Here is a 21,783-nt window from a genome sequence, read left to right on the forward strand (position 1 = left end):
CGTGGTCTCTTGAGAAATCGTCAGCCAAAGATGAGCGTGGGAAGCGCGGCCTTATAGGCCGCCAACCCACCGGAATCAAAGGGCTCGGCTGCGCCTGAGGTAGCACTGTAAAGGTAGCCGCCGTAACGGCGCCTGCCTAGATGGGCACCGTTAACCCTGATTTCATTCCGGACTGCGAAAATAGCGCCCGACCGTCCCCCGACAAGAGAGACCCGATGGCGTTCGGATTATTTCGGAAGCGTCTGCCGGACACGGCCGCGCCCGCGGCAGCCCCGGAAGCTGCGCAGCCGGCGGCCCCTGCCGCACCCGCCCCGACCGCCGAAAGTGATTCGGCCCGGGAAATCCTGGAATTGCTGGAACTCGAGCTCGGCGCCATGATCCGCCAGCTTGAGCGCGCCGCCAATTCGGTGGCTGGCGGCGCCGAGGCGACCGCGGCTACCCTCGCTGCCATTCGCGACCGCACCGACGCCCTGACCGGCCGGACCAACGCGGCGCAATCCACCGCCTCCACCTTCGCCCATGCCGCCGACAAGTTCACCCAGTCCGCGCAAGGCATCGGCGCACAGGTTCGCGCGGCCGGCAAGCTCGCCGACGAGGCCAGCGCCGCCGCGCAGGAAGCCCGCGCCAATGTCGACCGCCTGCGCGAATCCTCCGCCGCCATCGGCAACGTCGTCAATTTGATCGCGCAGATCGCGCGGCAGACCACGCTGCTCGCGCTCAACTCGACGATCGAGGCCGCGCGCGCGGGCGCAGCCGGAAAAGGCTTTGCCGTCGTTGCCACCGAGGTCAAGGCGCTCGCGGTGCAGACCCAGAGTGCGACCGAGGAGATCACGAAGAAGATCGACGCATTGCAGCGCGACGCCGCCGGTTCGGCGGACGCCGTGCACCGCATCTCGCAGGCGATCGAGGCGATCCGTCCGGTGTTCGACACCGTCAACGGCGCGGTCGCCGAGCAGAATGCCACGACCAGCGAAGTCTCCGGCAATGCCGCCAGCGCCTCGGAGTTCATCATCTCGGTCGGCGAGAGCGCGGCCGAGATCGACGCGGCGACCAAGGCGGCCGAGACCCATGGCGAGAGCGTCGCCAGCGCCGGCAAGGCCGTCACCACCTTCGCCCAGAAGCTGAAATCGCGCTGCGCGGTGCTGCTGCGCCAGAGCGAGCACGACGACCGCCGCAAGACCGAGCGGCTGCCCTGCCACCTCAAATTCGAAACCGCGCGCGCCGTGATGCCGGTCTATGAAATCGCGATGGAAGGCGTGCTGATCGGCGGCGCGGACGCAAGCCGGCTGGCAACGCAAGCGACGATCGAAGGCAGCTTAGAGGACATCGGCGCCTGCCGCCTGCGCGTGATCGAGCAATCCAAGGCCGGCGCCCGCGCGCAATTCGTCGGCGCCACCGCCGCTCTCAACGAGAAGATCGAGGACAAGCTCTGGTCGATCCATGAGGAGAACACCGAGTTCGTCACCCGTGCCATGGAAGCCGGCAATGCGCTGACGCAGATATTCGAGAAGGCGGTTGCGCGCGGCGAGGTCAAGCTCGACGACCTCTTCGACACGGACTATTTGGAAATCGCCGGCACCAATCCGCAGCAATACCGCACCAAATATCTCGACTGGGCCGACCGCGCCCTGCCGCCGTTCCAGGAAGCCTTTCTGGCGCGGGAGTCGCGGATGGCGTTCTGCGCCATGGTCGACCGCAACGGCTTTTTGCCGGTGCACAACAAGATCTATTCGCATCCGCAGCGGCCGGGCGACGTCGCCTGGAACACGGCCAACAGCCGCAACCGGCGCATCTTCAACGATCCGGCGGGGCTGGCCGCCGCGCGCAACCTGCGATCGTACCTGGTCCAGAGCTATGCGCGCGACATGGGCAACGGGAACACGGTGATGATGCGGGAGATCGACGTCCCGATCCGCGTGCAGGGCCGGCACTGGGGCGGCTTCCGCACGGCCTACAAGCTGTAGCGCTCCCGCGCGTGCACGTACCTGCACGCACCTGCACTCCTGGGCAAGACGCCGGGCGCGAATCATCCTCTAAGGTCGGATCTGGAATCGGAATGCCGCCAAGGAGCCGATCAACGGCTCCGACTGGAGAGAGCCCGTACATGTCCTCTGCACAACTTGCCGTATTGGACACTGCCTCCAACCGGACGCTGGCCGAACGCCTGATCGACCAGCTCGCCGACCGCATCGGCGGTCTCGGCGTCGAGCTCGCCGACATCGCCGGCAACGTCCAGGACGTCGCCAACCGCGTCGCGAGCCAGTCGGAACGGTTTCACCATTTGCAGAAGACGGCCGAGACGATGGTCTCGGCCAACCACGACATCGCCAATGCCTCGCAGGCGGTGCAAACCACGACGTCGGCCGCGGTCGGCGAGATCGCGCAGTCGCGCGGCGCCGTCGACACCGCGGTCAGCCACATCTCCGAGCTCGTCGCCGCGGTGGAGCGGATCGAGGCACGCCTGTCCGCGGTCGGCGCGGCGCTGGCGCAGGTGGCGAAGGTCTCCGGCTCGATCGAGGCGATCGCCAAGCAGACCAATCTGCTCGCGCTGAACGCCACCATCGAAGCGGCGCGCGCCGGCACTGCCGGCCGCGGCTTCGCGGTGGTCGCAAGCGAGGTGAAGAACCTCGCGGAGGCCACGCGCCAGGCCACGCATGAGATCTCCGACACCGTGCGCGATCTCGACGGCCAGATCGAAGGCCTGATCGGCGAGAGCAGCGACGCCTCGCAGCGCGCCAAGACCGCCGGCGAAGGCGCGCAAGCGATCTCCGGCATCATCTCGCGGGTCCAGCAGGGCTTCGCCTCGGTCGAAGCCGAGATCGACGGCGTCGCGCGCGCGGCGACCTCCAACCTCGGCCACTGCGACACCGTGATCAGCGAGCTCAACGAGCTCGCCAAGGGCGTCGACCTCTCCTCGCGCGACCTCCGAAGCGCCGACGAGCGGGTAGCAAAGCTGCTCGACGCCTCCGAAGGCCTGATCGCGCTGATCGCCGACAGCGGCGTGGAGACGTCGGACGCGCCGCTGATCCGCATCGTCGTCGACACCGCGAAGCGGATCTCGGCCGAGTTCGAAGCTGCGATCGACCGCGGCGAGATCACGCTCGACCAGCTCATGGACGAGACCTACCGCGAGATATCAGGCACCGATCCGAAGCAGTACCTCACCAATTACGTCGAGTTCACCGACCGCGTGCTGCCCGCGATCCAGGACCCGATCCAGAAGACCGATCCGCGCATCGTGTTCTGCGTCGCCTGGGCGCGGGGCGGCTACCTTCCGACCCACAATCCGAACTACCGCCTGCCGCAGGGCAAGGACCCGGTCTGGAACAACGCCAATTGCCGCAACCGCCGCCTGTTCACCGACCGCGCGGTGAAGAAGGTCGCGGCCAACACAAAACCCTTCCTGCTGCAAACCTATCGCCGCGACATGGGCGGCGGGCAGTTCGTGCTGATGAAGGACCTGTCCTCGCCGATCATGATCCGCGGCAAGCACTGGGGCGCCTTCCGGATGGGATTCCGGCAGGGCTGACGGGCGGCGCTAAGGCCTTTGACTCAAAACCTAAAAACAACCCCATGCACAGTAGCCGGGGTGTGCGGAATCAATGGCTTACGCCGGCGGGCCCCGGCGCACGTTGACTCGTCGGGCAAAACAGGGGCAAAATGCTATTATTCCGAAATTGTGAGAGGCGTGCGGTTCTCCCCGCCGTCCGCCGAGCACAAAAGCCGACTGCACTGGTGCGGCGGCCGACGTTGCCGTAGAAATGCCGCCGCGCATCCGCGCGAACCCGAACACAGCAAGCGGGCTTTTCGATGTCCTGTCCACCCGCCCAAATCGGCGCGTCGTTTTCCGAGATCGATACACCGGCGCTGATCATCGACCTCGACGCCTTCGAGCGCAATCTCGACACGATGGCGGCGGCGGTGAGCAAGCTCGGCGTTCGCTTGCGTCCGCATGCGAAGACCCACAAATCACCGATCATTGCGGCCAAGCAGATAGCGCGCGGCGCAATCGGCATCTGCTGCCAGAAGGTCGCCGAGGCCGAGATCCTGGTTGCGGGCGGGGTGAGTGACGTGCTCGTCAGCAATGAGGTGGTGGGCCTGCGGAAGCTGGAACGGCTCGCAGGCCTCGCGCGCCACGCACGCATCAGCGTTTGCGTGGACGATGCGATCATGGTCGAGCAACTGTCGCACGCCGCGGAGCGGGCAGGATCGCAAATCGAAGTCCTGGTCGAAATCGACGTCGGCGCCGGTCGCTGCGGCGTCAGGCCGGGGCCGGCGGCGGCCACCCTGGCGCGGCAGGTGGCGGCTTCACGCTTCCTATCGTTCGGCGGCTTGCAGGCCTATCACGGCTCTGCGCAACATTTACGCACGCCGGAGGAGCGGCGCGCTGCCATCGCCGGTGCCGCGAACGCGACCGCGGAGACACTGCGCGTCCTCAAGGACGCGGGCTTTCAGTGCCGGACAATTGGAGGTGCGGGAACCGGCACATTCGAGCTCGAAGGCGCGAGCGGCATCTGGAACGAATTGCAGGCGGGCTCCTATATCTTCATGGACGCCGACTACGCCAAGAACCTCGCCGACGGGGCGCGCAACGCCAATCCGTTCGAGCATGCGCTGTTCGTGATCGCGACGGTGATGAGCACAGGCGCCGGCGAACACGCGGTCATCGATGCCGGCCACAAGGCTCTGTCGAACGACAGCGGATTTCCGATCGTGCTCGGCCGGCCCGATCTGCGCTATCATCGGCCCTCTGACGAGCATGGCTTGCTCAATTTCGACAGCGCTTCGTCGCGACTGGCGATCGGCGACAAGGTGACGCTGATCCCCGGCCATTGCGACCCGACCGTCAATCTCTACGACTGGTATGTCGGCGTGCGCGGCTTCAACACACCGGATGCCCGCGTGGAGGCACTTTGGCCAGTCGCGGCGCGGGGCGCGGTCACCTGAGATTGACGCGTGATTGCGCGCGACGCCGTAGCGCCCGGCCACTATCCTGTGCTGCATCTTAGAATGAATGTGGCCGACGCCATCGACGACTTGGAGACGATATCATGAGCGCAGACTCGGAAATCAAATCTGCGGGCGCCAACATTCAGGCAAGCACTATCAGCACCATTGTACTTGGCTTTGCAGCCGATCCGATGGCGCGTTGGGTTTGGCCCGATTCATCCGAATATCTCAGGATTATGCCTCAATTCGTCAAGGCATTTGGCGGACGGGCATTCGAGCATGGCACAGCTTACATCACAGAAGGGGCTCGCGCGGCCGCCCTGTGGCTGCCGCCCGGCGTCGAGCCCGATGAAACGGCCATGGACGCACTCATGGCGCAATCCCTGCGTCCGGAGATCGCCGATGATATTGGACACATGCTCCAGGGAATGGCCGAACATCATCCCCACGGGCCCCATTGGTATCTGCCTCTCATTGCCTCCGATCCGAACTGGATCGGCCAAGGTCTCGGCACATTGTTGATGAAGCACGCTCTTCGGCGATGCGACGAGGAGGGCATCGCCGCCTACCTCGAAAGTTCGAATCCGCGAAACATCTCCCTTTATGAACGCCACGGCTTCAAGATCATCGGCGAGATACAACATGGTTCTTCGCCGACGATGACACCAATGTTGCGGACAGCTTCTTGAACGGAATCCAATCTGTCGAAGAGAAGGGCTCGCAGCCGCCAATGACTGTTGACTTCCGCTTGTGGCCCAAAGCGGAGTTCCCTTGTTGCCCGTCGATGTCCGCTGCTGAGGGCAAAGTTGATATAATCGTCCGGGGACGACACCGGGTGATTTCGCTCGCGCTTCAGCTCAACCAGAATTTCGGCGTCGTCGGCTCCAGCCTTCCACCCACGCGCACCGGCGCGATCTTGAGCGCGAGCCCTGTCGCATCGTCCGTTTCCACGGCGACGCCGCTGAGCGTCGCGGCGCCTGCGGCCGGCTCGAAGCGGCCGGACGGAATTCCTGATGTGAACCTCCGCAGCGGCTCTTCCTTCTGCATGCCGATGATAGAATCGTAATCGCCGGTCATGCCGGCGTCGGTCATGTAGGCGGTGCCGCCTGACAGGATCTGGTGGTCGGCGGTCGGCACATGCGTGTGCGTGCCGACGACGAGGCTGGCGCGGCCGTCGCAGAAGAAGCCGATCCCCTGCTTCTCGCTTGAAGCCTCGCAATGGAAATCGACGACGATGGCGTCGGCAGCGACGCCGAGCGGACAGGCGCCAAGCTCGCGCTCGAGCGCGGCGAAGGGATCGTCGAACGGGGTCATGAAGACGCGGCCGAGCGCGTTGACGACGAGGGCGTGCTTGCCGTTCTTGGTCTCGACCAAGGCGGCGCCGCGGCCGGGCGTGCCGCGCGGATAGTTGGCGGGGCGCACCAGGCGGTCGGCGCGCTCGATGAACACCAGCGCCTCGCGCTGGTCCCAGGAGTGATTGCCGAGCGTCACCGCGTCGGCGCCGGCCTCGAGAAACTCCTGGTAGATCGCTTCCGTGATGCCGAAGCCGCCGGCTGAATTCTCGCCGTTGACGACGACGAGATCGAGCGACCAGTCCTTGACCATGCCGGGCAGATATTCGGAGACGGCCTCGCGTCCGCTACGGCCGACGACGTCACCCACGAAGAGAATGCGCAACTTCAGAACTCCGGAAATCGAACACGTCCGATTCCGTTAGCACATAATCGAGCGCCACGTCGTGGGATAGTGCCGGAACCGCCTCGATCTCCTGCACTGCAAACGCAAGGCCGATGCCGACGATGTGCTTGGATTTGCGCAAATGCGCGAAGGTGAAATCGTAATGCCCTGCGCCATAGCCGATGCGATGGCCGAGGCGGTCGAAGGCGGCGAGCGGCGTCAGCATGATGTCGGGAATGACTTCGGCCGCAGCAGGTGAAGGTTCGGGAATGCCGAGCGGGCCGAGCATCAGGCGGTCGTTCGGATGGAAGAGACGGAAGATCAGCGACTGGCCGCGCGCGGTGACGCAGGGCAGCGCCAGCCTGGCGCCCTCTTCCGCGAGCTTTGCGAGCAGCGGCATCGGATCGATCTCGCTGCGGATCGGCGAATAGCCGGAGACGATGCTGCCGGGCAGCAGCTTGAACGGTAGCCCGCGCTTGGCGAGCTTTGCGGCGGCCGCGATGCGTTTCTTCTCGCTCAGCGCATCGCGCTTGGCGAGGGCTTTGGCACGGAGCTCGGCTTTGGAGTTGGACATGTGCTTTGGTCCCCACGTCATCACCCGCCTTGTGCGCCCTTGCGCACTGGGGCGGGTGATCCAGTATTCCAGAGGCGGTGGTGATTCACACAAGGGCCGCGGCGTACTGGATTCCCCGCCCCGTGCGCAATTGCGCACTCGGGGGGAATGACATCTGTTGAATTGGCCGCAGTCGTTTCAACAAGCACAAACGAAGCAAACGAAAGTGCGAAGCCGCGAACGCCGTTGAAGCACTCGATCCCGGAGTTCCCTACGAAAGTAGGTGGGCACCATATGTCCGAGCCCACGGGCCCGGCCAGGGACAGTTCCCTAAAGGATCGATAAGGCCCCGGGGATATATGGCTCCTGACGCACGTCGCAGCCTCGCGCAGGCAATGTAACAACTGTACTGACGAATCGCCAGTGCGACGAGAGTGCGGCTTCCGCTGCGCGCTTTCTTACCCTCCCCTGGAGGGGTCCGGGACGAGCGAAGCTCGCCCGTGGGTCGGCTCACATGGAGCGCAGCGAAATGTGAGACGGGGTGGGGTGATCTCTCCCCACGGGCACTGTTCGTGTGGAGAGATCACCCCACCCCGCTCGCGCTACGCGCGATCGACCCTCCCCCTCCGGGGCCCTCCAGGGAAGGGTAAGGGCACGGCTCCTATCGAGCTTCAGCCGATCGCGATGCCGTTCCCCACCGTCCGGTTCAGGACCTGGGTCGATTTCTCGATGCGCTCGGCGGCGGCGTTCAGCGCGTTGACCACCGCGGTCTGCGTCATCCTGGCGCGCTCGACGGCGGCATTGCGGAAATCCCTGAGCTCGGTCAATTCCTGCTCAAGGGTGCGGACGCGGTTGGTGGTGTCGATCAGCTCATCGCACACGGTGAGCGCAGCCATGACGGTGAGGCGCGCATCGCCGATCTCGCCGAATTTTCCGCGCAGCGACTGGATGCGCGTCTCCAGCGTCTCGGCGAGCTTGAGCAGCCGCACCTCCTGGCCCTCCTCGCAGGCCATGCGATATTGCCGGCCGTTGATGGTGACGTTGATGTGGCTCATCCGTCCTCTCCGGTATCGAGCACCGAGCGTATCGTGACGATCGCGGAATCCAGCCGGTCAGAAATCTCGCGATTGGTGCGCTCGAGCTTGCGTGCCTTCACCAGCGCGCCGTCGAGCTCGTCGGCAAGACGCGAGCGATCCGCGCCGAGCGCCTGGATGCGCGCCGCAAGCTCGTTCTCGTCGCGATCGGCATCGCGACGCCGCTCCACCGCACTTTCGAGCGCATCGAGCGCCGCCATGAGTCTGCGGGTCGCAATCTCGATCTCGACGGCGGACGACTCCGTCATGGCGGAACTGTTGGATACGCGATCGTTCATGCAGTCAGCGGCGGAACCTGGCGGCCTTTGCCCAGTGGCCTTTCCCTGGAGCTTGCCGTCCGGCAAAAGACTCGGTTCGGCAAGCGGTTAGAAGCAGAAATTTACAAAGCAAGCTAGCCAAGCGCAACGCCGCCGCAAAACTATGCACTGTTCAATCGGGACGACGTGTCGCTGCGTCGCTTCCGCCCGGCGCGATCCCGGCGGAAAACCGATGTCCACACAGGCAACTTTTGCGGCCAAACCGGCGTTCGATTGCCTTGGACTCCCGGAACCGAGGTGCTATCCCAGCGCCAACCTTCAGTGGCCGCCAGGCTTCTCCCCGCGCGGGCAACCATCGCCAAGCGCTTCATTTCAGACGGATTTCAGACATGACGCAGGTCGATCACACCCGTATGGCCAACGCGATCCGCGGCCTTTCGATGGACGCTGTCGAGAAGGCGAAATCGGGCCATCCCGGCCTGCCGATGGGCGCCGCCGACATCGCCACCGTGCTGTTCACGCAGTTCCTGAAATTCGATGCCACTGCGCCCGCCTGGCCGGACCGCGACCGCTTCGTGCTCTCGGCCGGCCACGGCTCGATGCTGCTCTATTCGCTGCTGTATTTGACCGGCAATGCCGAGATGACGCTGGACCAGATCAAGCAGTTCCGCCAGGTCGACTCGCTGACCCCCGGCCACCCCGAGAACTTCCGCACCAATGGCATCGAGACCACCACCGGCCCGCTCGGCCAGGGCATCTCGACTGCGGTCGGCATGGCGCTGGCCGAAAAGATGCTCGCCGCCGAATTCGGCAAGAAGATCGTCGACCACCACACCTATGTGCTCGCCTCCGACGGCGACCTGATGGAAGGCGTGTCGCAGGAAGCGATCGCGATGGCCGGCCACTGGAAGCTCAACAAGCTGATCGTGCTCTACGACGACAACGGCATCTCGATCGACGGCCCGACCTCGATCTCCGATTCCGTCGACCAGGTGAAGCGCTTCAAGTCGGCGGGCTGGGCGGCCGAGAAGATCGACGGCCACGACCAGGCCGCGATCGCCGACGCGATCACGCGCGCGAAGAAATCCAGCAAGCCGACGCTGATCGCCTGCCGCACCACGATCGGCTTCGGCGCGCCGCACAAGCAAGGCACCTCGAAGGTGCACGGCGAAGCACTCGGCGCCGACGAGCTCAAGGCTGCCAAGGAAAATCTCGGCATTTCGCTCGAGCCGTTCGCGGTCGCCGACGACGTGCTGAAGGCATGGCGCGCGGCCGGCAGCCGAGGCGCCGCGGCACGCCAGGAATGGGAAGCGCGGCTCGGTGAGCTCGGCAGCCGCAAGCGCGCCGAGTTCGAGCGCCGCCTGCGTCACGAGCGTCCCGCTTCGCTCGCCAAGGCCGTTCGCGCCTACAAGAAGGAGCTGCTGGAAAAGCCGATGACCGCGGCCACCCGCAAGTCGTCGGAAGCGGTGATCGAAGTCATCGCCAGCGCCATGCCGATGGAATTCCTGGCAGGCTCGGCCGACCTCACCGGCTCCAACAACAACAAGGCGAAGTCGGCGACCGCCTTCTCGGCCAAGACGCCGAAGGGCCGCTTCATCCATTACGGCATCCGCGAGCACGGCATGGCGGCCGCGATGAACGGCATTTTCCTGCACGGCGGTTTCGCGCCGAACGGCGCGACCTTCCTCGTCTTCACCGATTATGCGCGTCCGGCGATGCGCCTTGCCGCGCTGATGGGCGCCGGTGTCGTCTACGTCATGACCCATGACTCGATCGGTCTCGGCGAAGACGGCCCGACCCATCAGCCGGTCGAGCATCTCGCAGCGCTCAGAGCCATTCCCAACATGCGCGTGTTCCGTCCCTGCGATGCCATCGAGGTCGCCGAGTGCTGGGAGCTCGCGCTCAACCGCGTCGATGGCCCGACCGTGCTGGCGCTGACGCGGCAGAACCTGCCGCAGCTGCGGACCACCGCACCGAACGACAATCCCTGCGCGGCTGGTGCCTACGAGCTGGTCGCCGCCCAGGGCGAAGCCAAGGCGACGCTGTTCGCCTCGGGCTCCGAGGTCGAGATTGCGGTCGCGGCCCAGAAGCAGCTCGCGGAACGCGGCGTCGCCTCGCGCGTTGTCTCCGTTCCCTCGCTGGAGCTGTTGTTAGCGCAACCAGAGGCCAAGCGCGCCGCCATCATCGGCAACGCGCCGGTGAAGATCGCGATCGAGGCTGCCGTGCGCTGGGGCTGGGACGCCGTGATTGGCCAGGATGGCGAATTCATCGGCATGCATTCGTTTGGCGAAAGCGGCCCTGCCAAGGAGCTTTACAAGCATTTCGGCATTACCGCCGAGGCCGCGGTTAACGCTGTGCTGAAGCGCGTTTCCTGAGAGTTGAGCTTGCCGCAAAAAAGGACTACCTAATCTCCCATATGATCAAGCACCGCCCGGCCGAACCGGGCGTCCGCCCCTAAAAAACCCTCGCAGGCGCGTATAGCGCGTTGTGCGGGATGACAACGGTCGTTGAAGGAGACGAAACATGGCAGTCCGCGTCGGAATTAACGGTTTTGGCCGCATCGGCCGCAACATCCTGCGGGCTATCGCCGAGTCCGGCCGCAAGGACATCGAGGTCGTCGGCATCAACGACCTCGGCCCGGTCGAGACCAACGCTCATCTCCTCCGCTTCGACAGCGTCCATGGCCGCTTTCCCGGCACCGTCACCGTCGACGGCGACTCCATCAGCCTCGGCAACGGCAAGATCAAGGTGACCGCCGAGCGCGATCCCTCGAAGCTGCCCTGGAAGGATCTCGGCGTCGACATTGCGATGGAATGCACCGGCATCTTCACCTCGAAGGACAAGGCTAGCGCGCATCTGACCGCAGGCGCCAAGCGCGTGCTGGTCTCCGCGCCCGCCGACGGCGCCGACGCCACCATCGTCTACGGCGTCAACCACGACACGCTGGCCAAGGATCACCTCGTCGTCTCCAACGGCAGCTGCACCACCAACTGCCTTGCGCCGGTTGCCAAGGTGCTGAACGATCTCGTCGGCATCGAGACCGGCTTCATGACCACGATCCACGCCTATACCGGCGACCAGCCGACGCTCGACACGATGCACAAGGATCTCTACCGCGGCCGCGCGGCGGCGATGTCGATGATCCCGACCTCGACGGGTGCTGCGAAGGCGATCGGCCTCGTGCTGCCCGAGCTGAAGGGCAAGCTCGACGGCGTCGCGATCCGCGTGCCGACCCCGAACGTCTCGGTCGTCGACCTCAAGATCGTCGCCAAGCGCGCCACCGACGCCAAGGAGATCAACGCGGCGATGAAGCGCGCCAGCGAGCAGCAGCTCAAGGGCATCCTCGGCTACACCAATGCGCCGAACGTCTCGATCGACTTCAACCACGACCCGCACTCCTCGACCTTCCACGAGGACCAGACCAAGGTGCAGAACGGCACGCTGGTGCGCGTGATGTCCTGGTACGACAACGAGTGGGGCTTCTCGAACCGCATGGCGGACACCGCAGCCGCGATGGCGAAGGTGATCTGAGGGAAGCCAAGGTGCTTCCTCACTGGATTGGCATCCCTGGCGTCATACTGTTGATCGCGTTGATCGCGTACGGATTTCGCCGGGGCCTCGCAGTGAAGTCTCCGAAAGACGGTGGAGGGAGCGGCGACCACGGCCATTCGCCTCCCACCGATTCCGACACTCCGACGCACGGATGATGAACGATGCCCGCTAAATTCCGCACCCTCGACGACGTCGACGTGAAGGGCAAGCGCGTGCTGTTGCGCGTCGACCTCAACGTGCCCATGGAGAGCGGGCGCGTCACCGACGCCACCCGGCTCGAGCGCGTGGCGCCGACCATCACCGAGCTCGCCGACAAGGGCGGCAAGGTCATCCTGCTCGCGCATTTCGGCCGGCCGAAGGGACGCGACGCCAAGGACTCGCTCAAGCCCGTCGCGGAGGCGCTGGCGAAGGTGGTGAAGAAGCCCGTCGCGTTTGCCGAGGATTGCATCGGCGAGCCCGCGGCCAAGGCGGTCGCCGGCCTGAAGGATGGCGACATCCTGTGCTTGGAAAACACCCGCTTCCACAAAGAGGAAGAAAAGAACGATCCCGCCTTCGTCGCGGAACTCGCGAAGCTCGGCGACATCTGGGTCAATGACGCGTTCTCGGCCGCGCACCGCGCCCACGCCTCGACCGAAGGTCTCGGCCACAAGCTGCCGGCCTATGCCGGCCGCACCATGCAGGCCGAGCTGGACGCGCTGGAGAAGGCGCTGGGCTCGCCGAGCAAGCCCGTGATCGCCATCATCGGCGGCGCCAAGGTCTCGACCAAGATCGACCTGTTGGAAAACCTCGTCACCAAGGTCGACGCGCTCGTGATCGGCGGCGGCATGGCCAACACGTTCCTGCACGCGCAGGGCGTTGCGGTCGGCAAGTCGCTGGCCGAGAAGGATCTTAGCCCCACCGCGCTGCGCATCATGGAGAAGGCGGAAGCCGCCAATTGCGCCATCATCCTCCCGGTCGACGCCACCGTCGCCTATCACTTCGCCGCCAACGCGCCGTCGCATGCCTATGGGCTCGATGCGATCCCGGCCGACGGCATGATCCTCGACGTCGGCCCGCAATCGATCGCGCGCGTCCATGCCGCGATCGACGATGCGGCGACGCTGGTCTGGAACGGCCCCCTGGGCGCATTCGAGATGCAGCCGTTCGACCGCGGCACGGTCGCGGCCGCCAAGCACGCCGCCGAGCGCACCAAGGCCAAGAAGCTGATCTCGATCGCGGGCGGCGGCGACACCGTCGCGGCGCTCAACCAGGCCCATGTGGCCGGAGACTTCACCTATGTGTCGACCGCCGGTGGCGCGTTCCTTGAATGGATGGAAGGCAAGCCCCTGCCCGGCGTTGAAGTTCTGCGTAGCAAGTAATCAAGCGGCCTTTGAGGCCCCAACGGGAGACAAAGACAGATGGCTCGGATCACGTTACGTCAATTGCTCGACCACGCGGCGGAGAACGATTACGGCGTACCGGCCTTCAACATCAACAACATGGAGCAGGCGCTGGCCATCATGGACGCGGCCAACCAGGTCGATGCGCCCGTCATCATCCAGGCCTCGCGCGGCGCGCGCTCCTATGCCAACGACGTCATGCTCAAGCACATGATGGACGCGGTGACCGAGATCTATCCGCACATTCCGGTCTGCGTTCATCTCGACCACGGCAACGAGCCGGCGACCTGCATGACCGCGATCCAGGCCGGCTTCACCTCGGTGATGATGGACGGCTCGCTCAAGGCCGACGGCAAGACCCCCGGCGACTGGGGCTACAATGTCGGCGTCACCAAGACCGTCACCGACATGGCCCATCTCGGCGGCATCTCGGTCGAGGGCGAGCTCGGGGTGCTCGGTTCGCTCGAGACCGGCATGGGCGACAAGGAAGACGGCCACGGCGCCGAAGGCAAGCTCAGCCACGACCAGCTGCTGACCAATCCGGACGAGGCCGTGAAGTTCGTGCAGGAGACCAAGGTCGACGCGCTCGCGATCGCGATGGGCACCTCGCACGGCGCTTACAAATTCACCCGCAAGCCCGACGGCGACATCCTCGCCATGAACGTGATCGAGGAGATCCACCGCAAGCTGCCGAACACGCATCTCGTCATGCACGGCTCCTCCTCGGTGCCGCAGGACCTGCAGGACATCATCAACGCCTATGGCGGCAAGATGAAGCCGACCTGGGGCGTGCCGGTGGCCGAGATCCAGCGCGGCATCAAGAACGGCGTGCGCAAGATCAACATCGACACCGACAACCGCATGGCGATGACCGGCCAGATCCGGAAAGTTCTGAAGGACAACCCGGAAGAGTTCGATCCGCGCAAGTACCTGAAGCCGGCGATGGAAGCCATGACCAAGCTGTGCAAGCAGCGCCTGCAGGAGTTCAACACCGCAGGCCAGGCCTCCAAGATCAAGAAGGTGCTGACCACCGCCGAGATGGCCAAGCGCTACGCCAAGGGCGAGCTCGATCCCCGGGTCGCCTAAGGCCTCCGTCACATCCTCCCGTCCTTTCCGGGACACGCGAAGCGTGGGCCCGGAATCCATAACCACAGCCTGGGGTTATGGATTCCGGGCCTGCGCGTTTCGGCGCATCCCGGAATGCCAGAAAGACCCTTTACCCTGCGACGAACGATAACTCGGCAATTGCCCGAGAACGGTCTATTTTCACGGGCAAGGGCAGAATCGTTTTGGGAGGACCTCTCGATGAATCTGACTGAGCTCAATGGGATAGCGACCGCCATGGTCGCGTCCGGCAAGGGCATCCTTGCCGCCGACGAATCCTCCGGCACCATCAAGAAGCGCTTCGACGCCATCGGCGTGGAATCGACCGAGGAGAACCGCCGTGACTATCGCGAAATGCTGTTTCGCGCCAAGGACGCCATGAGCCAGTACATCTCCGGCGTGATCCTCTATGACGAGACGATCTGGCAGAATGCCAAGGACGGCACGCCGCTGGTCAAGCTGATCGAGCAGGCCGGCGCCATTCCCGGCATCAAGGTCGACGAAGGCACGCAGGCCTTGCCGATGTGCCCGGGAGAGTTGGTCACGGTGGGGCTCGACAAGCTCGCCGAACGCTTGAAGAAATATTACGAGCGCGGCGCGCGCTTTGCCAAATGGCGCGCGGTGATCGACATCGGCAGCAGCATCCCCTCGATGACCGCGATCAGCGTCAACGCCCACGCGCTGGCGCGCTATGCCGCGCTGTGCCAGGCCGCCCAGATCGTGCCGATCGTCGAGCCGGAGGTGCTGATGGACGGCGACCACGACATCGAGCGCTGCTACGAGGTGACGAGCCGCGTGCTCAACAAGACCTTCCAGGAATTGCGCGTGCAGCGCGTGGCGCTGGAAGGCATGGTGCTGAAGCCGAACATGGCGATATCAGGCAAGAAATGTCCGAAGCAGGCCTCGGTCGAGGAGGTCGCGGAGAAGACGATACGGCTGCTGAAGGCCTGCGTGCCGGCGGCGGTGCCCGGCATCGCCTTCCTGTCCGGCGGCCAGTCGGACGAGGAGGCGACCGCCCATCTCAACGCCATGCACAAGCTCGGTCCGCTGCCTTGGGGCCTGACCTTCTCCTACGGCCGCGCGCTGCAGGCCGCGCCGCAGAAGGCCTGGTCGGGCAAGCCTGAGAACGTCGCGGCCGGCCAGCGCGCCTTCAGTCATCGCGCCCGCATGAACGGCCTCGCCTCCAAGGGCGAATGGCAAAGCAGCCTGGAACAGAAGGCAGCCTAGACCTTGTCGAACAAACCGCCTCCGCCGCGCCCGGCGCCGCGCCTCTATCTCGCGACACCCGTCGTCGATGATCCCGCGACGCTGGTCGCCGAGCTGCCGGGGCTGATCGCGTCCGCCGACATCGCCGCCGTGCTGCTGCGGCTGAAGGAGACCGATCAGCGCGGCATGATCTCGCGCGTCAAGGCATTGGCGCCGCCGGTGCAGAAGACGGGCGCGGCACTCCTCGTCGACGGCCATCCTGATATCGTCGCGCGCGGCGGCGCCGACGGCGCGCACCTGCCTGGCATCGCCGCGCTGAAGGAGGCGCTGCCGTCGCTCAAGCCGGATCGCATCGCCGGTGTCGGCGGGCTGACGACGCGGCACCACTCCATGGATGCCGGCGAGATGGGCGCGGATTACGTGCTGTTCGGCGAGCCCGATGCGAAAGGCCAGCGTCCCTCGGCGCAAGCGATCGCCGAGCGGCTCGACTGGTGGGCCGAGCTGTTCGAGCCGCCCTGCGTCGGCTTTGCCACCACGCTGGACGAGGCCTACGATTTCGCCGCCAGCGGCGCCGATTTCGTGCTGGTCGGCGACTTCATCTGGGCCGATCCGCGCGGGCCCAAGGCCGCCCTGATCGAGGTCGATGCCGCGATCAAGAAGGCTCATGCGACGGCACTGGCCGGCGAAGATCCTGCGAGCCAAGATCCTGCGGGCCAGGAGCACGGCTAGCGCCCGACATGAAGCTCCCGTGCATCACCATGCTCGCCACGCTGCTGCTGACAGTGCCCGCGGCCGCGCAGCTGCAGATCACCCCGCCGGCGACGACGCCGAGCGCACCGGCAGAGAAGCAGAAGCCAAAGCCGCCCGCCCCTGCCAAGAAGAAGGAGGCAGCACCGGCGCCGAAGCCTACGGCATCTCCCAAGCCGTCCGCTTCGCCCAAGCCGGCAACCGTGATCCCCGCGCCGCCGTCCGACGATCCCAACGTCGACCTCGTGTTCGGCGCCTATCAGCGCGGGCAATACAAGACCGCGTTCGAGCTCGCCACGGTGCGCGCACAAGCGGGCGATGCCAAGGCGATGACCATGCTCGGCGAGCTCTATTCCAACGCGATGGGCATAAGGCGCGATTACGCCAAGGCGGCCGAATGGTACAAGCGCGCCGCCGATGCCGGCGATCGCGAGGCGATGTTCGCGCTCGCCATGCTGCGTATCTCTGGCCGCGGCGGCCCGGTCGACAAAAGCGAGGCGGTCAGGCTGATGGCCTCCGCCGCCAAGCTCGGCGAGCCCAAGGCGGCCTACAACCTCGCTCTGCTCTACCTGGACGGCCAGACGCTGCCGCAGGACGTCCGGCGTTCGGCGGAACTGCTGCGCCAGGCCGCCGATGCAGGCCTGCCCGAAGCGCAATACGCGCTCGCGACCTTCTACAAGGAAGGCACCGGTGTGCCGAAGGACCCCGAACGCGCGGTGCGGCTGCTCCAGGCCGCCGCGATCGCCGACAATGTCGATGCCGAGGTCGAATATGCCATCGCGATGTTCAACGGCACCGGCACGCCGAAGAACCAGCCGGCAGCCGTCGCCCTGCTTCGCAAGGCCTCCCGCCAGGGCAGCGCGATCGCACAGAACCGGCTGGCCTGGGTGCTGATCAACGGCGTCGGCACGCCCGTGGACAAGATCGAAGGCTTCAAATGGCACCTGGTGGCCAAGACGGCCGGCAAGGGCGACCCCGAGCTCGACAAGCAGCTTTCCGATCTGCCGGCCGATGACCGCGCCAAGGCCGAGGCCGCCGCCAGGAAGTGGCTCGGGTCCAAATGACTTGACGCGGGGCCCCTCACGGGGCACCCAATCCCCCAAACAGGCGCGTTTCCGCGCCCCTCCCCCCGATCAAGACCAGAAGCATATGCTGTATTCCGCCACTATCAACGTCATGGTCAAGGCGGCGCGCCGCGCCGGCCGCAGCCTCAAGCGCGATCTCGGCGAGATCGAGCATCTCCAGGTCTCGCTGAAGGGACCGGCCAATTTCGTCTCGCTCGCCGACAAGCGCGCCGAGGAGATCCTCTACCAGGACCTCGCCAAGGCCCGGCCCGGCTACGGCTTCATCGGCGAGGAAGGGGGCAACCGCGAGGGCACCGACAAGAGCCACACCTGGATCGTCGATCCCTTAGACGGCACCACCAACTTCCTGCACGGCATCCCGCAATTTGCGATCTCGATCGGGCTCGCCCGCGAGGGCACCGTGATCGCCGGCGTGATCTACAACCCCGCCAATGACGAGCTCTACATCGCCGAGCGCGGCAAGGGCGCCTTCCTCAACGACCAGCGCCTGCGCGTCGCCGGCCGCCGCCAGCTGAGCGAGTGCGTGGTGGCCTGCGGCCTGCCCCATATCGGCCGCGGCGACCACGAGGAATTCCGCCGCGAGATGACCGCGATCCAGGACCGCGTCGCGGGCTTGCGCCGTTTCGGCGCCGCATCGCTCGATCTCGCCTTCGTCGCCGCCGGCCGGCTCGACGGTTATTGGGAGCGCGATTTGCAATCCTGGGACATCGCCGCCGGTATGCTGATGGTGCGCGAAGCCGGCGGTACCATCAGCGATATCGCAACGCCGGGCGACCCGCTGGTCACCGGGCACGTCGTGTGCGGGAATGAGTACGTGCACGGGGAGCTGGTGAAGATCTTGCGGAAGCCGGCTTAAGGCGGAAGCTCGCGCTCCACATTCCCCTGTCATTCCGGGGCGCGCCTCTTGGCGCGAGCCCGGAATCCATTGATCCTCGTCAATGGTGGCCCGCTGGATTCCGGGCTCGTGCTTCGCACGCCCCGGAATGACGGGGGTGCATCAGTGGCCGGTGTGCGCCCGCGCCGGTCGGCCGTGCGCTTCAGCTTCCCGCGCCGCGTTCGGCTCCCTGTCCCCGCCCAGCACGCGCTGCACCGAGACGAAGAACACCGGCACCATCAACAGCGCCAGGATCACCACCGCAATCATGCCGCCCATCACCACGCTGCCGAGCGCCTGCTGGCTGGCGCCGCCGGCGCCGTGGGCGATGGCCATCGGCAGCACGCCGCAGATGAAGGCAAGGCCGGTCATCAAAATGGGGCGGAAGCGCAGGCGGCAGGCTTCGATGGTGGCTTCGACCAGCGGCTTGCCTTCCTTCCGCAAGTCTTTCGCGAACTCGATGATCAGGATCGCGTCCTTGGCGGCGAGGCCGATGATGGTGATCAGGCCGACGGTGAAATAGACGTCGTTGGGCAGGCCGCGCAGCATGGCGGCAGTGACCGCGCCGACGATGCCGAGCGGCACGGTGAGCAGCACCGCGAGCGGAATGGTCCAGCTCTCGTAGAGCGCGGCGAGGCACAGGAACACCACGAACACCGACAGCGCGAGCAGGAACGGCGCCTGCGAGCCCGACAGCTTCTCCTGTAGCGACTGTCCGGTCCATTCATAGCCGAAACCGCGCGGCAACCGGTCGGCGAGCCGCTCCATCTCGGTGATGGCATCGCCCGAGGTGAAGCCGGGCCTGGCCTCGCCGGAGATGCGCACCGCCGGATAATAGTTGAAGCCGGCGATCTGCGTCGGGCCGCGCGCCCATTCGATCGTGGTGAAGGACGAGAACGGCACCAGCTGGCCGCGGCTGTTCTTGACGTTGTAGTTGAGGATGTCCTCGGCCCGCATGCGGTCGCGCGCGTCCGCCTGCACCACGACGCGCTGCATGCGGCCGCGGTTCGGGAAGTCGTTGATGTAGTTCGAGCCGAGATTGGTCGAAATGGTGTTGTTGATGTCCTCGAAGGTGACGCCGAACGCGCCGGCCTTCTCGCGGTCGATCATGAGATTGACCACGCCCGCCTCGGGCAGGCCTTCGATATAGACCTTCTGCAGCACCGGGCTGGCATTGGCCTCCGCGATCAGCTGGTCGGCGGCGCGCATCAATTGCTGATAGCCCTTCTGGCCGCGATCCTGGAGGCGAAACGAGAAGCCGGACGAGTTGCCGAGATTGTCGATCGGCGGCGGCTGCAGCGCCGAGATTTTTGCGTCGCGGATCGACGAGCCCAGGTCGCGGTTGACGTCGTTGACGATCGCGGCAGCGGAGTCCTTCGGCCCGCGCTCCGACCAGTCCTTCAGCGTGATGAAGGCCTGGGCGGTGTTCATGCCCTGGCCGGAGAAGCTGAAGCCGGTGAGGAAGGTGACGTTGTCGACGCCCGGCCGCGCGGCGAGATATTTTTCGACCTTCTCGATCACGGCCTCGGTGCGGGCATAGGACGAATCCGAGGGCGTCTGGACGTCGGTGGTGATGAAGCCCTGGTCGTCGACGGGCAGGAAGCCGCCGGGCAGGTTGACGAAGGCCCAGGACAGGCCGACCAGCAGCGCGGCATAAACCAGCATCAGGCGGCCGGTGCGATTCAGCGAAAAGCCGACGGTGCGCGAATAGCGTTCCTTGACGCCTTCGAGCATGCGGTTGAACCAGCCGAACACGAAGTTGGTCGAATGACCGTGCCCCTTTGCCACAGGCTTCAACAGCGTCGCGCACAGCGCCGGCGTCAACGACAGCGCCAGGAAGGCGGAGAAGCCGATCGCGGCGACCATGGTGACGGAGAACTGGCGGTAGATGATGCCGACCGAGCCCGGGAAGAACGCCATCGGCACGAACACCGCCATCAGCACCAGCGTGATGCCGATGATGGCGCCGGTGATCTGCGACATGGCTTTCCGCGTCGCTTCCTTCGGCGGCAGGCCTTCCTCGGCCATGATCCGCTCGACGTTCTCGACCACGACGATGGCGTCGTCGACGAGGATGCCGACCGCCAGCACCATGCCGAACATCGAGAGCATGTTGATGGAATAGCCGGCGAGCAGCAGCGTGGAGCAGGCGCCCAGCAGCGCCACCGGGACCACGATGGTCGGAATGATGGTGTAGCGGATGTTCTGCAGGAACAAGAACATCACCACGAACACCAGCACCACGGCTTCGACCAGCGTCGTCAGCACCTTCTCGATCGAGGCCTCGACCACAGGCGTGATGTTGTAGGGGATCTCGTAGGTGATGTTGGCCGGGAAGAAGCGCGACAGCTCCTTCATCTTCGCTTCGACCGCGCTGGCGGTCGCCAGCGCATTGCCGGTCGGCGACATCAGGACCGACAGGCCCGCCGTCGGCTTGCCGTCGAGGCGCGTGTTGAACTGGTAGCTGAGGCCGCCGACCTCGATGCGCGCGACGTCGCGCAGGCGCACGGTCGAGCCGTCGGCATTGGCGCGCAGGATGATGGCGCCGAACTCGTCGGGCGAGGAGAGCTGGCCTTTGACCAGCACCAGTGCCGAGGTGCGCTGGTTCGAGGTCGACGGCTCGGCGCCGATGCTGCCGGAAGCGACCTGCGCGTTCTGCGCGGTGATGGCCTTGTTGACGTCGTCGGCGGTCAGGCCATAGCCGACCAGCTTGGCCGGATCGACCCAGACACGAAGCGAGCGCTCGGTCGAGTACAGTGTGGCGCGGCCGACGCCGGGAATGCGGCGGATCTCGCCGAGCACGTTGCGGATCATGAAGTCGCCGAGGCCGACTTCATCCAGGCTGCCGTCAGTCGAGTTCAGCGTGATGATCTGCAGCACTGCGCTCGAGGCTTCCTCGATCAGGATGCCCTGCTGCATCACCGCGCGCGGCAGGCGCGCCTCGACGCGCTTGATGCGGTTCTGGACCTCGACCGAGGCGGCACTGGTGTCGGTGCCCGGCTGGAAATTGGCGATGATCTCGACCTGGCCGAGCGAGTCGCTGGTCGATTCGAAATTGAGGATGTTGGCGGCGCCGTTGAGCTCCTCCTCGATCAGCCGCGTGACGCTATTGTAGAGGTTTTCCGGCGAGGCGCCGGGATAGCTGGTCGAGACCGAGATCGAGGGCGGCGCGATGATCGGATATTGCGCGATCGGCAGCAGCGGCACCGCGATCGCGCCGATCAAGCAGATGAACAGCGCGACCACCCAGGCGAAGATCGGCCTGTCGATGAAGAAACTCGGCATTGGCCGTTTTATCCTCGTTG

Annotated in this window: 17 protein-coding genes and 1 other RNA gene; 12 read left to right on the forward strand and 6 right to left on the reverse strand. The window is 65.6% G+C overall.

The window, feature by feature from the left end; all coding sequences use genetic code 11:
- Positions 1-215: 215 nt before the first annotated feature.
- The 4 genes from I6F16_RS13840 to I6F16_RS13855 all read left to right on the forward strand — a co-directional run bounded on the left by I6F16_RS13840 (position 216) and on the right by I6F16_RS13855 (position 5,639).
- Positions 216-1,964, forward strand: a complete 1,749-nt coding sequence (locus I6F16_RS13840) for a methyl-accepting chemotaxis protein (protein WP_225112982.1) — start codon at positions 216-218, stop codon at positions 1,962-1,964.
- A 140-nt stretch (positions 1,965-2,104) separates the two neighbouring features.
- The gene (locus I6F16_RS13845) at positions 2,105-3,529 is read left to right on the forward strand and encodes a methyl-accepting chemotaxis protein (RefSeq protein ID WP_225112983.1); all 1,425 of its coding nucleotides are present in this window, start codon (positions 2,105-2,107) and stop codon (positions 3,527-3,529) included.
- Between the two features lie 281 nt (positions 3,530-3,810).
- Positions 3,811-4,947: a DSD1 family PLP-dependent enzyme gene (locus I6F16_RS13850; RefSeq protein WP_225112984.1), complete on the forward strand. Its 1,137-nt coding sequence runs from the start codon at positions 3,811-3,813 to the stop codon at positions 4,945-4,947.
- A 104-nt stretch (positions 4,948-5,051) separates the two neighbouring features.
- Positions 5,052-5,639, forward strand: coding sequence for an N-acetyltransferase (locus tag I6F16_RS13855; RefSeq protein WP_225112985.1), 588 nt, complete (start codon positions 5,052-5,054; stop codon positions 5,637-5,639).
- A 163-nt stretch (positions 5,640-5,802) separates the two neighbouring features.
- Here the strand turns inward: I6F16_RS13855 and I6F16_RS13860 are convergent, their stop codons facing one another.
- The 5 genes from I6F16_RS13860 to I6F16_RS13880 form a co-directional block, all read right to left on the reverse strand.
- Positions 5,803-6,627, reverse strand: a complete 825-nt coding sequence (locus tag I6F16_RS13860) for a TIGR00282 family metallophosphoesterase (RefSeq protein WP_035998346.1) — start codon at positions 6,625-6,627, stop codon at positions 5,803-5,805.
- The gene (locus tag I6F16_RS13865) at positions 6,605-7,201 is read right to left on the reverse strand and encodes a 5-formyltetrahydrofolate cyclo-ligase (protein ID WP_036021727.1); all 597 of its coding nucleotides are present in this window, start codon (positions 7,199-7,201) and stop codon (positions 6,605-6,607) included. Before I6F16_RS13865 ends, I6F16_RS13860 begins: the two co-directional genes overlap by 23 nt.
- 206 nt (positions 7,202-7,407) lie before the next feature.
- A non-coding RNA gene (gene ssrS / locus I6F16_RS13870) (6S RNA) lies at positions 7,408-7,568 on the reverse strand.
- A 283-nt stretch (positions 7,569-7,851) separates the two neighbouring features.
- Positions 7,852-8,235: a cell division protein ZapA gene (locus I6F16_RS13875; protein WP_035998340.1), complete on the reverse strand. Its 384-nt coding sequence runs from the start codon at positions 8,233-8,235 to the stop codon at positions 7,852-7,854.
- On the reverse strand, positions 8,232-8,522 hold the full coding sequence (locus I6F16_RS13880) for a DUF4164 domain-containing protein (RefSeq protein WP_011084341.1): 291 nt from the start codon (positions 8,520-8,522) through the stop codon (positions 8,232-8,234). Before I6F16_RS13880 ends, I6F16_RS13875 begins: the two co-directional genes overlap by 4 nt.
- Before the next feature lie 398 nt (positions 8,523-8,920).
- Between I6F16_RS13880 and tkt the strand changes: the two genes are divergently transcribed.
- The 8 genes from tkt (at position 8,921) to I6F16_RS13920 (ending at position 18,460) form a co-directional block, all read left to right on the forward strand.
- Positions 8,921-10,906 carry a transketolase gene (gene tkt / locus I6F16_RS13885; protein ID WP_225111701.1) on the forward strand — a complete coding sequence of 662 codons (1,986 nt, stop codon included), beginning with the start codon at positions 8,921-8,923 and terminating at the stop codon, positions 10,904-10,906.
- Between the two features lie 148 nt (positions 10,907-11,054).
- Positions 11,055-12,062 carry a type I glyceraldehyde-3-phosphate dehydrogenase gene (gap, locus tag I6F16_RS13890; protein ID WP_225111700.1) on the forward strand — a complete coding sequence of 336 codons (1,008 nt, stop codon included), beginning with the start codon at positions 11,055-11,057 and terminating at the stop codon, positions 12,060-12,062.
- A gap of 182 nt (positions 12,063-12,244) precedes the next feature.
- The gene (locus I6F16_RS13895; protein WP_109142460.1) at positions 12,245-13,441 is read left to right on the forward strand and encodes a phosphoglycerate kinase; all 1,197 of its coding nucleotides are present in this window, start codon (positions 12,245-12,247) and stop codon (positions 13,439-13,441) included.
- 39 nt (positions 13,442-13,480) lie between these two features.
- On the forward strand, positions 13,481-14,548 hold the full coding sequence (gene fba / locus I6F16_RS13900; protein ID WP_035998315.1) for a class II fructose-bisphosphate aldolase: 1,068 nt from the start codon (positions 13,481-13,483) through the stop codon (positions 14,546-14,548).
- 219 nt (positions 14,549-14,767) lie between these two features.
- A complete protein-coding gene (locus tag I6F16_RS13905) occupies positions 14,768-15,793 on the forward strand; it encodes a class I fructose-bisphosphate aldolase (protein ID WP_225173818.1) in 1,026 nt (341 codons plus the stop codon).
- Between the two features lie 3 nt (positions 15,794-15,796).
- Complete coding sequence (locus tag I6F16_RS13910) at positions 15,797-16,501, forward strand: thiamine phosphate synthase (protein ID WP_225111698.1); 705 nt, start codon at positions 15,797-15,799, stop codon at positions 16,499-16,501.
- 8 nt (positions 16,502-16,509) lie between these two features.
- Positions 16,510-17,583 (forward strand): Sel1 repeat protein, encoded by a 1,074-nt coding sequence (locus tag I6F16_RS13915; protein WP_035998306.1) that lies wholly within the window; start codon positions 16,510-16,512, stop codon positions 17,581-17,583.
- 85 nt (positions 17,584-17,668) lie between these two features.
- Positions 17,669-18,460 (forward strand): inositol monophosphatase family protein, encoded by a 792-nt coding sequence (locus I6F16_RS13920; RefSeq protein ID WP_225111697.1) that lies wholly within the window; start codon positions 17,669-17,671, stop codon positions 18,458-18,460.
- A 141-nt stretch (positions 18,461-18,601) separates the two neighbouring features.
- Here I6F16_RS13920 and I6F16_RS13925 read toward each other — a convergent pair whose 3' ends face one another.
- Positions 18,602-21,763, reverse strand: a complete 3,162-nt coding sequence (locus tag I6F16_RS13925) for a multidrug efflux RND transporter permease subunit (RefSeq protein ID WP_225111696.1) — start codon at positions 21,761-21,763, stop codon at positions 18,602-18,604.
- Positions 21,764-21,783: the final 20 nt, after the last annotated feature.

It is taken from the genome of Bradyrhizobium sp. IC4060 (genome assembly GCF_020193715.1).
In the GTDB taxonomy this organism is placed as follows: domain Bacteria; phylum Pseudomonadota; class Alphaproteobacteria; order Rhizobiales; family Xanthobacteraceae; genus Bradyrhizobium; species Bradyrhizobium yuanmingense.

Coding starts and splice junctions, on each gene's coding strand:
- I6F16_RS13905 (WP_225173818.1), top strand. CDS start 14,768: ATGAATCTGACTGAGCTCAATGGGATAGCGACCGCCATGGTCGCGTCC.
- I6F16_RS13845 (WP_225112983.1), top strand. CDS start 2,105: ATGTCCTCTGCACAACTTGCCGTATTGGACACTGCCTCCAACCGGACG.
- I6F16_RS13855 (WP_225112985.1), top strand. CDS start 5,052: ATGAGCGCAGACTCGGAAATCAAATCTGCGGGCGCCAACATTCAGGCA.
- I6F16_RS13895 (WP_109142460.1), top strand. CDS start 12,245: ATGCCCGCTAAATTCCGCACCCTCGACGACGTCGACGTGAAGGGCAAG.
- I6F16_RS13915 (WP_035998306.1), top strand. CDS start 16,510: ATGAAGCTCCCGTGCATCACCATGCTCGCCACGCTGCTGCTGACAGTG.
- tkt (WP_225111701.1), top strand. CDS start 8,921: ATGACGCAGGTCGATCACACCCGTATGGCCAACGCGATCCGCGGCCTT.
- fba (WP_035998315.1), top strand. CDS start 13,481: ATGGCTCGGATCACGTTACGTCAATTGCTCGACCACGCGGCGGAGAAC.
- I6F16_RS13875 (WP_035998340.1), bottom strand. CDS start 8,235: ATGAGCCACATCAACGTCACCATCAACGGCCGGCAATATCGCATGGCC.
- I6F16_RS13850 (WP_225112984.1), top strand. CDS start 3,811: ATGTCCTGTCCACCCGCCCAAATCGGCGCGTCGTTTTCCGAGATCGAT.
- I6F16_RS13880 (WP_011084341.1), bottom strand. CDS start 8,522: ATGACGGAGTCGTCCGCCGTCGAGATCGAGATTGCGACCCGCAGACTC.
- I6F16_RS13920 (WP_225111697.1), top strand. CDS start 17,669: ATGCTGTATTCCGCCACTATCAACGTCATGGTCAAGGCGGCGCGCCGC.
- I6F16_RS13865 (WP_036021727.1), bottom strand. CDS start 7,201: ATGTCCAACTCCAAAGCCGAGCTCCGTGCCAAAGCCCTCGCCAAGCGC.
- I6F16_RS13925 (WP_225111696.1), bottom strand. CDS start 21,763: ATGCCGAGTTTCTTCATCGACAGGCCGATCTTCGCCTGGGTGGTCGCG.
- I6F16_RS13840 (WP_225112982.1), top strand. CDS start 216: ATGGCGTTCGGATTATTTCGGAAGCGTCTGCCGGACACGGCCGCGCCC.
- gap (WP_225111700.1), top strand. CDS start 11,055: ATGGCAGTCCGCGTCGGAATTAACGGTTTTGGCCGCATCGGCCGCAAC.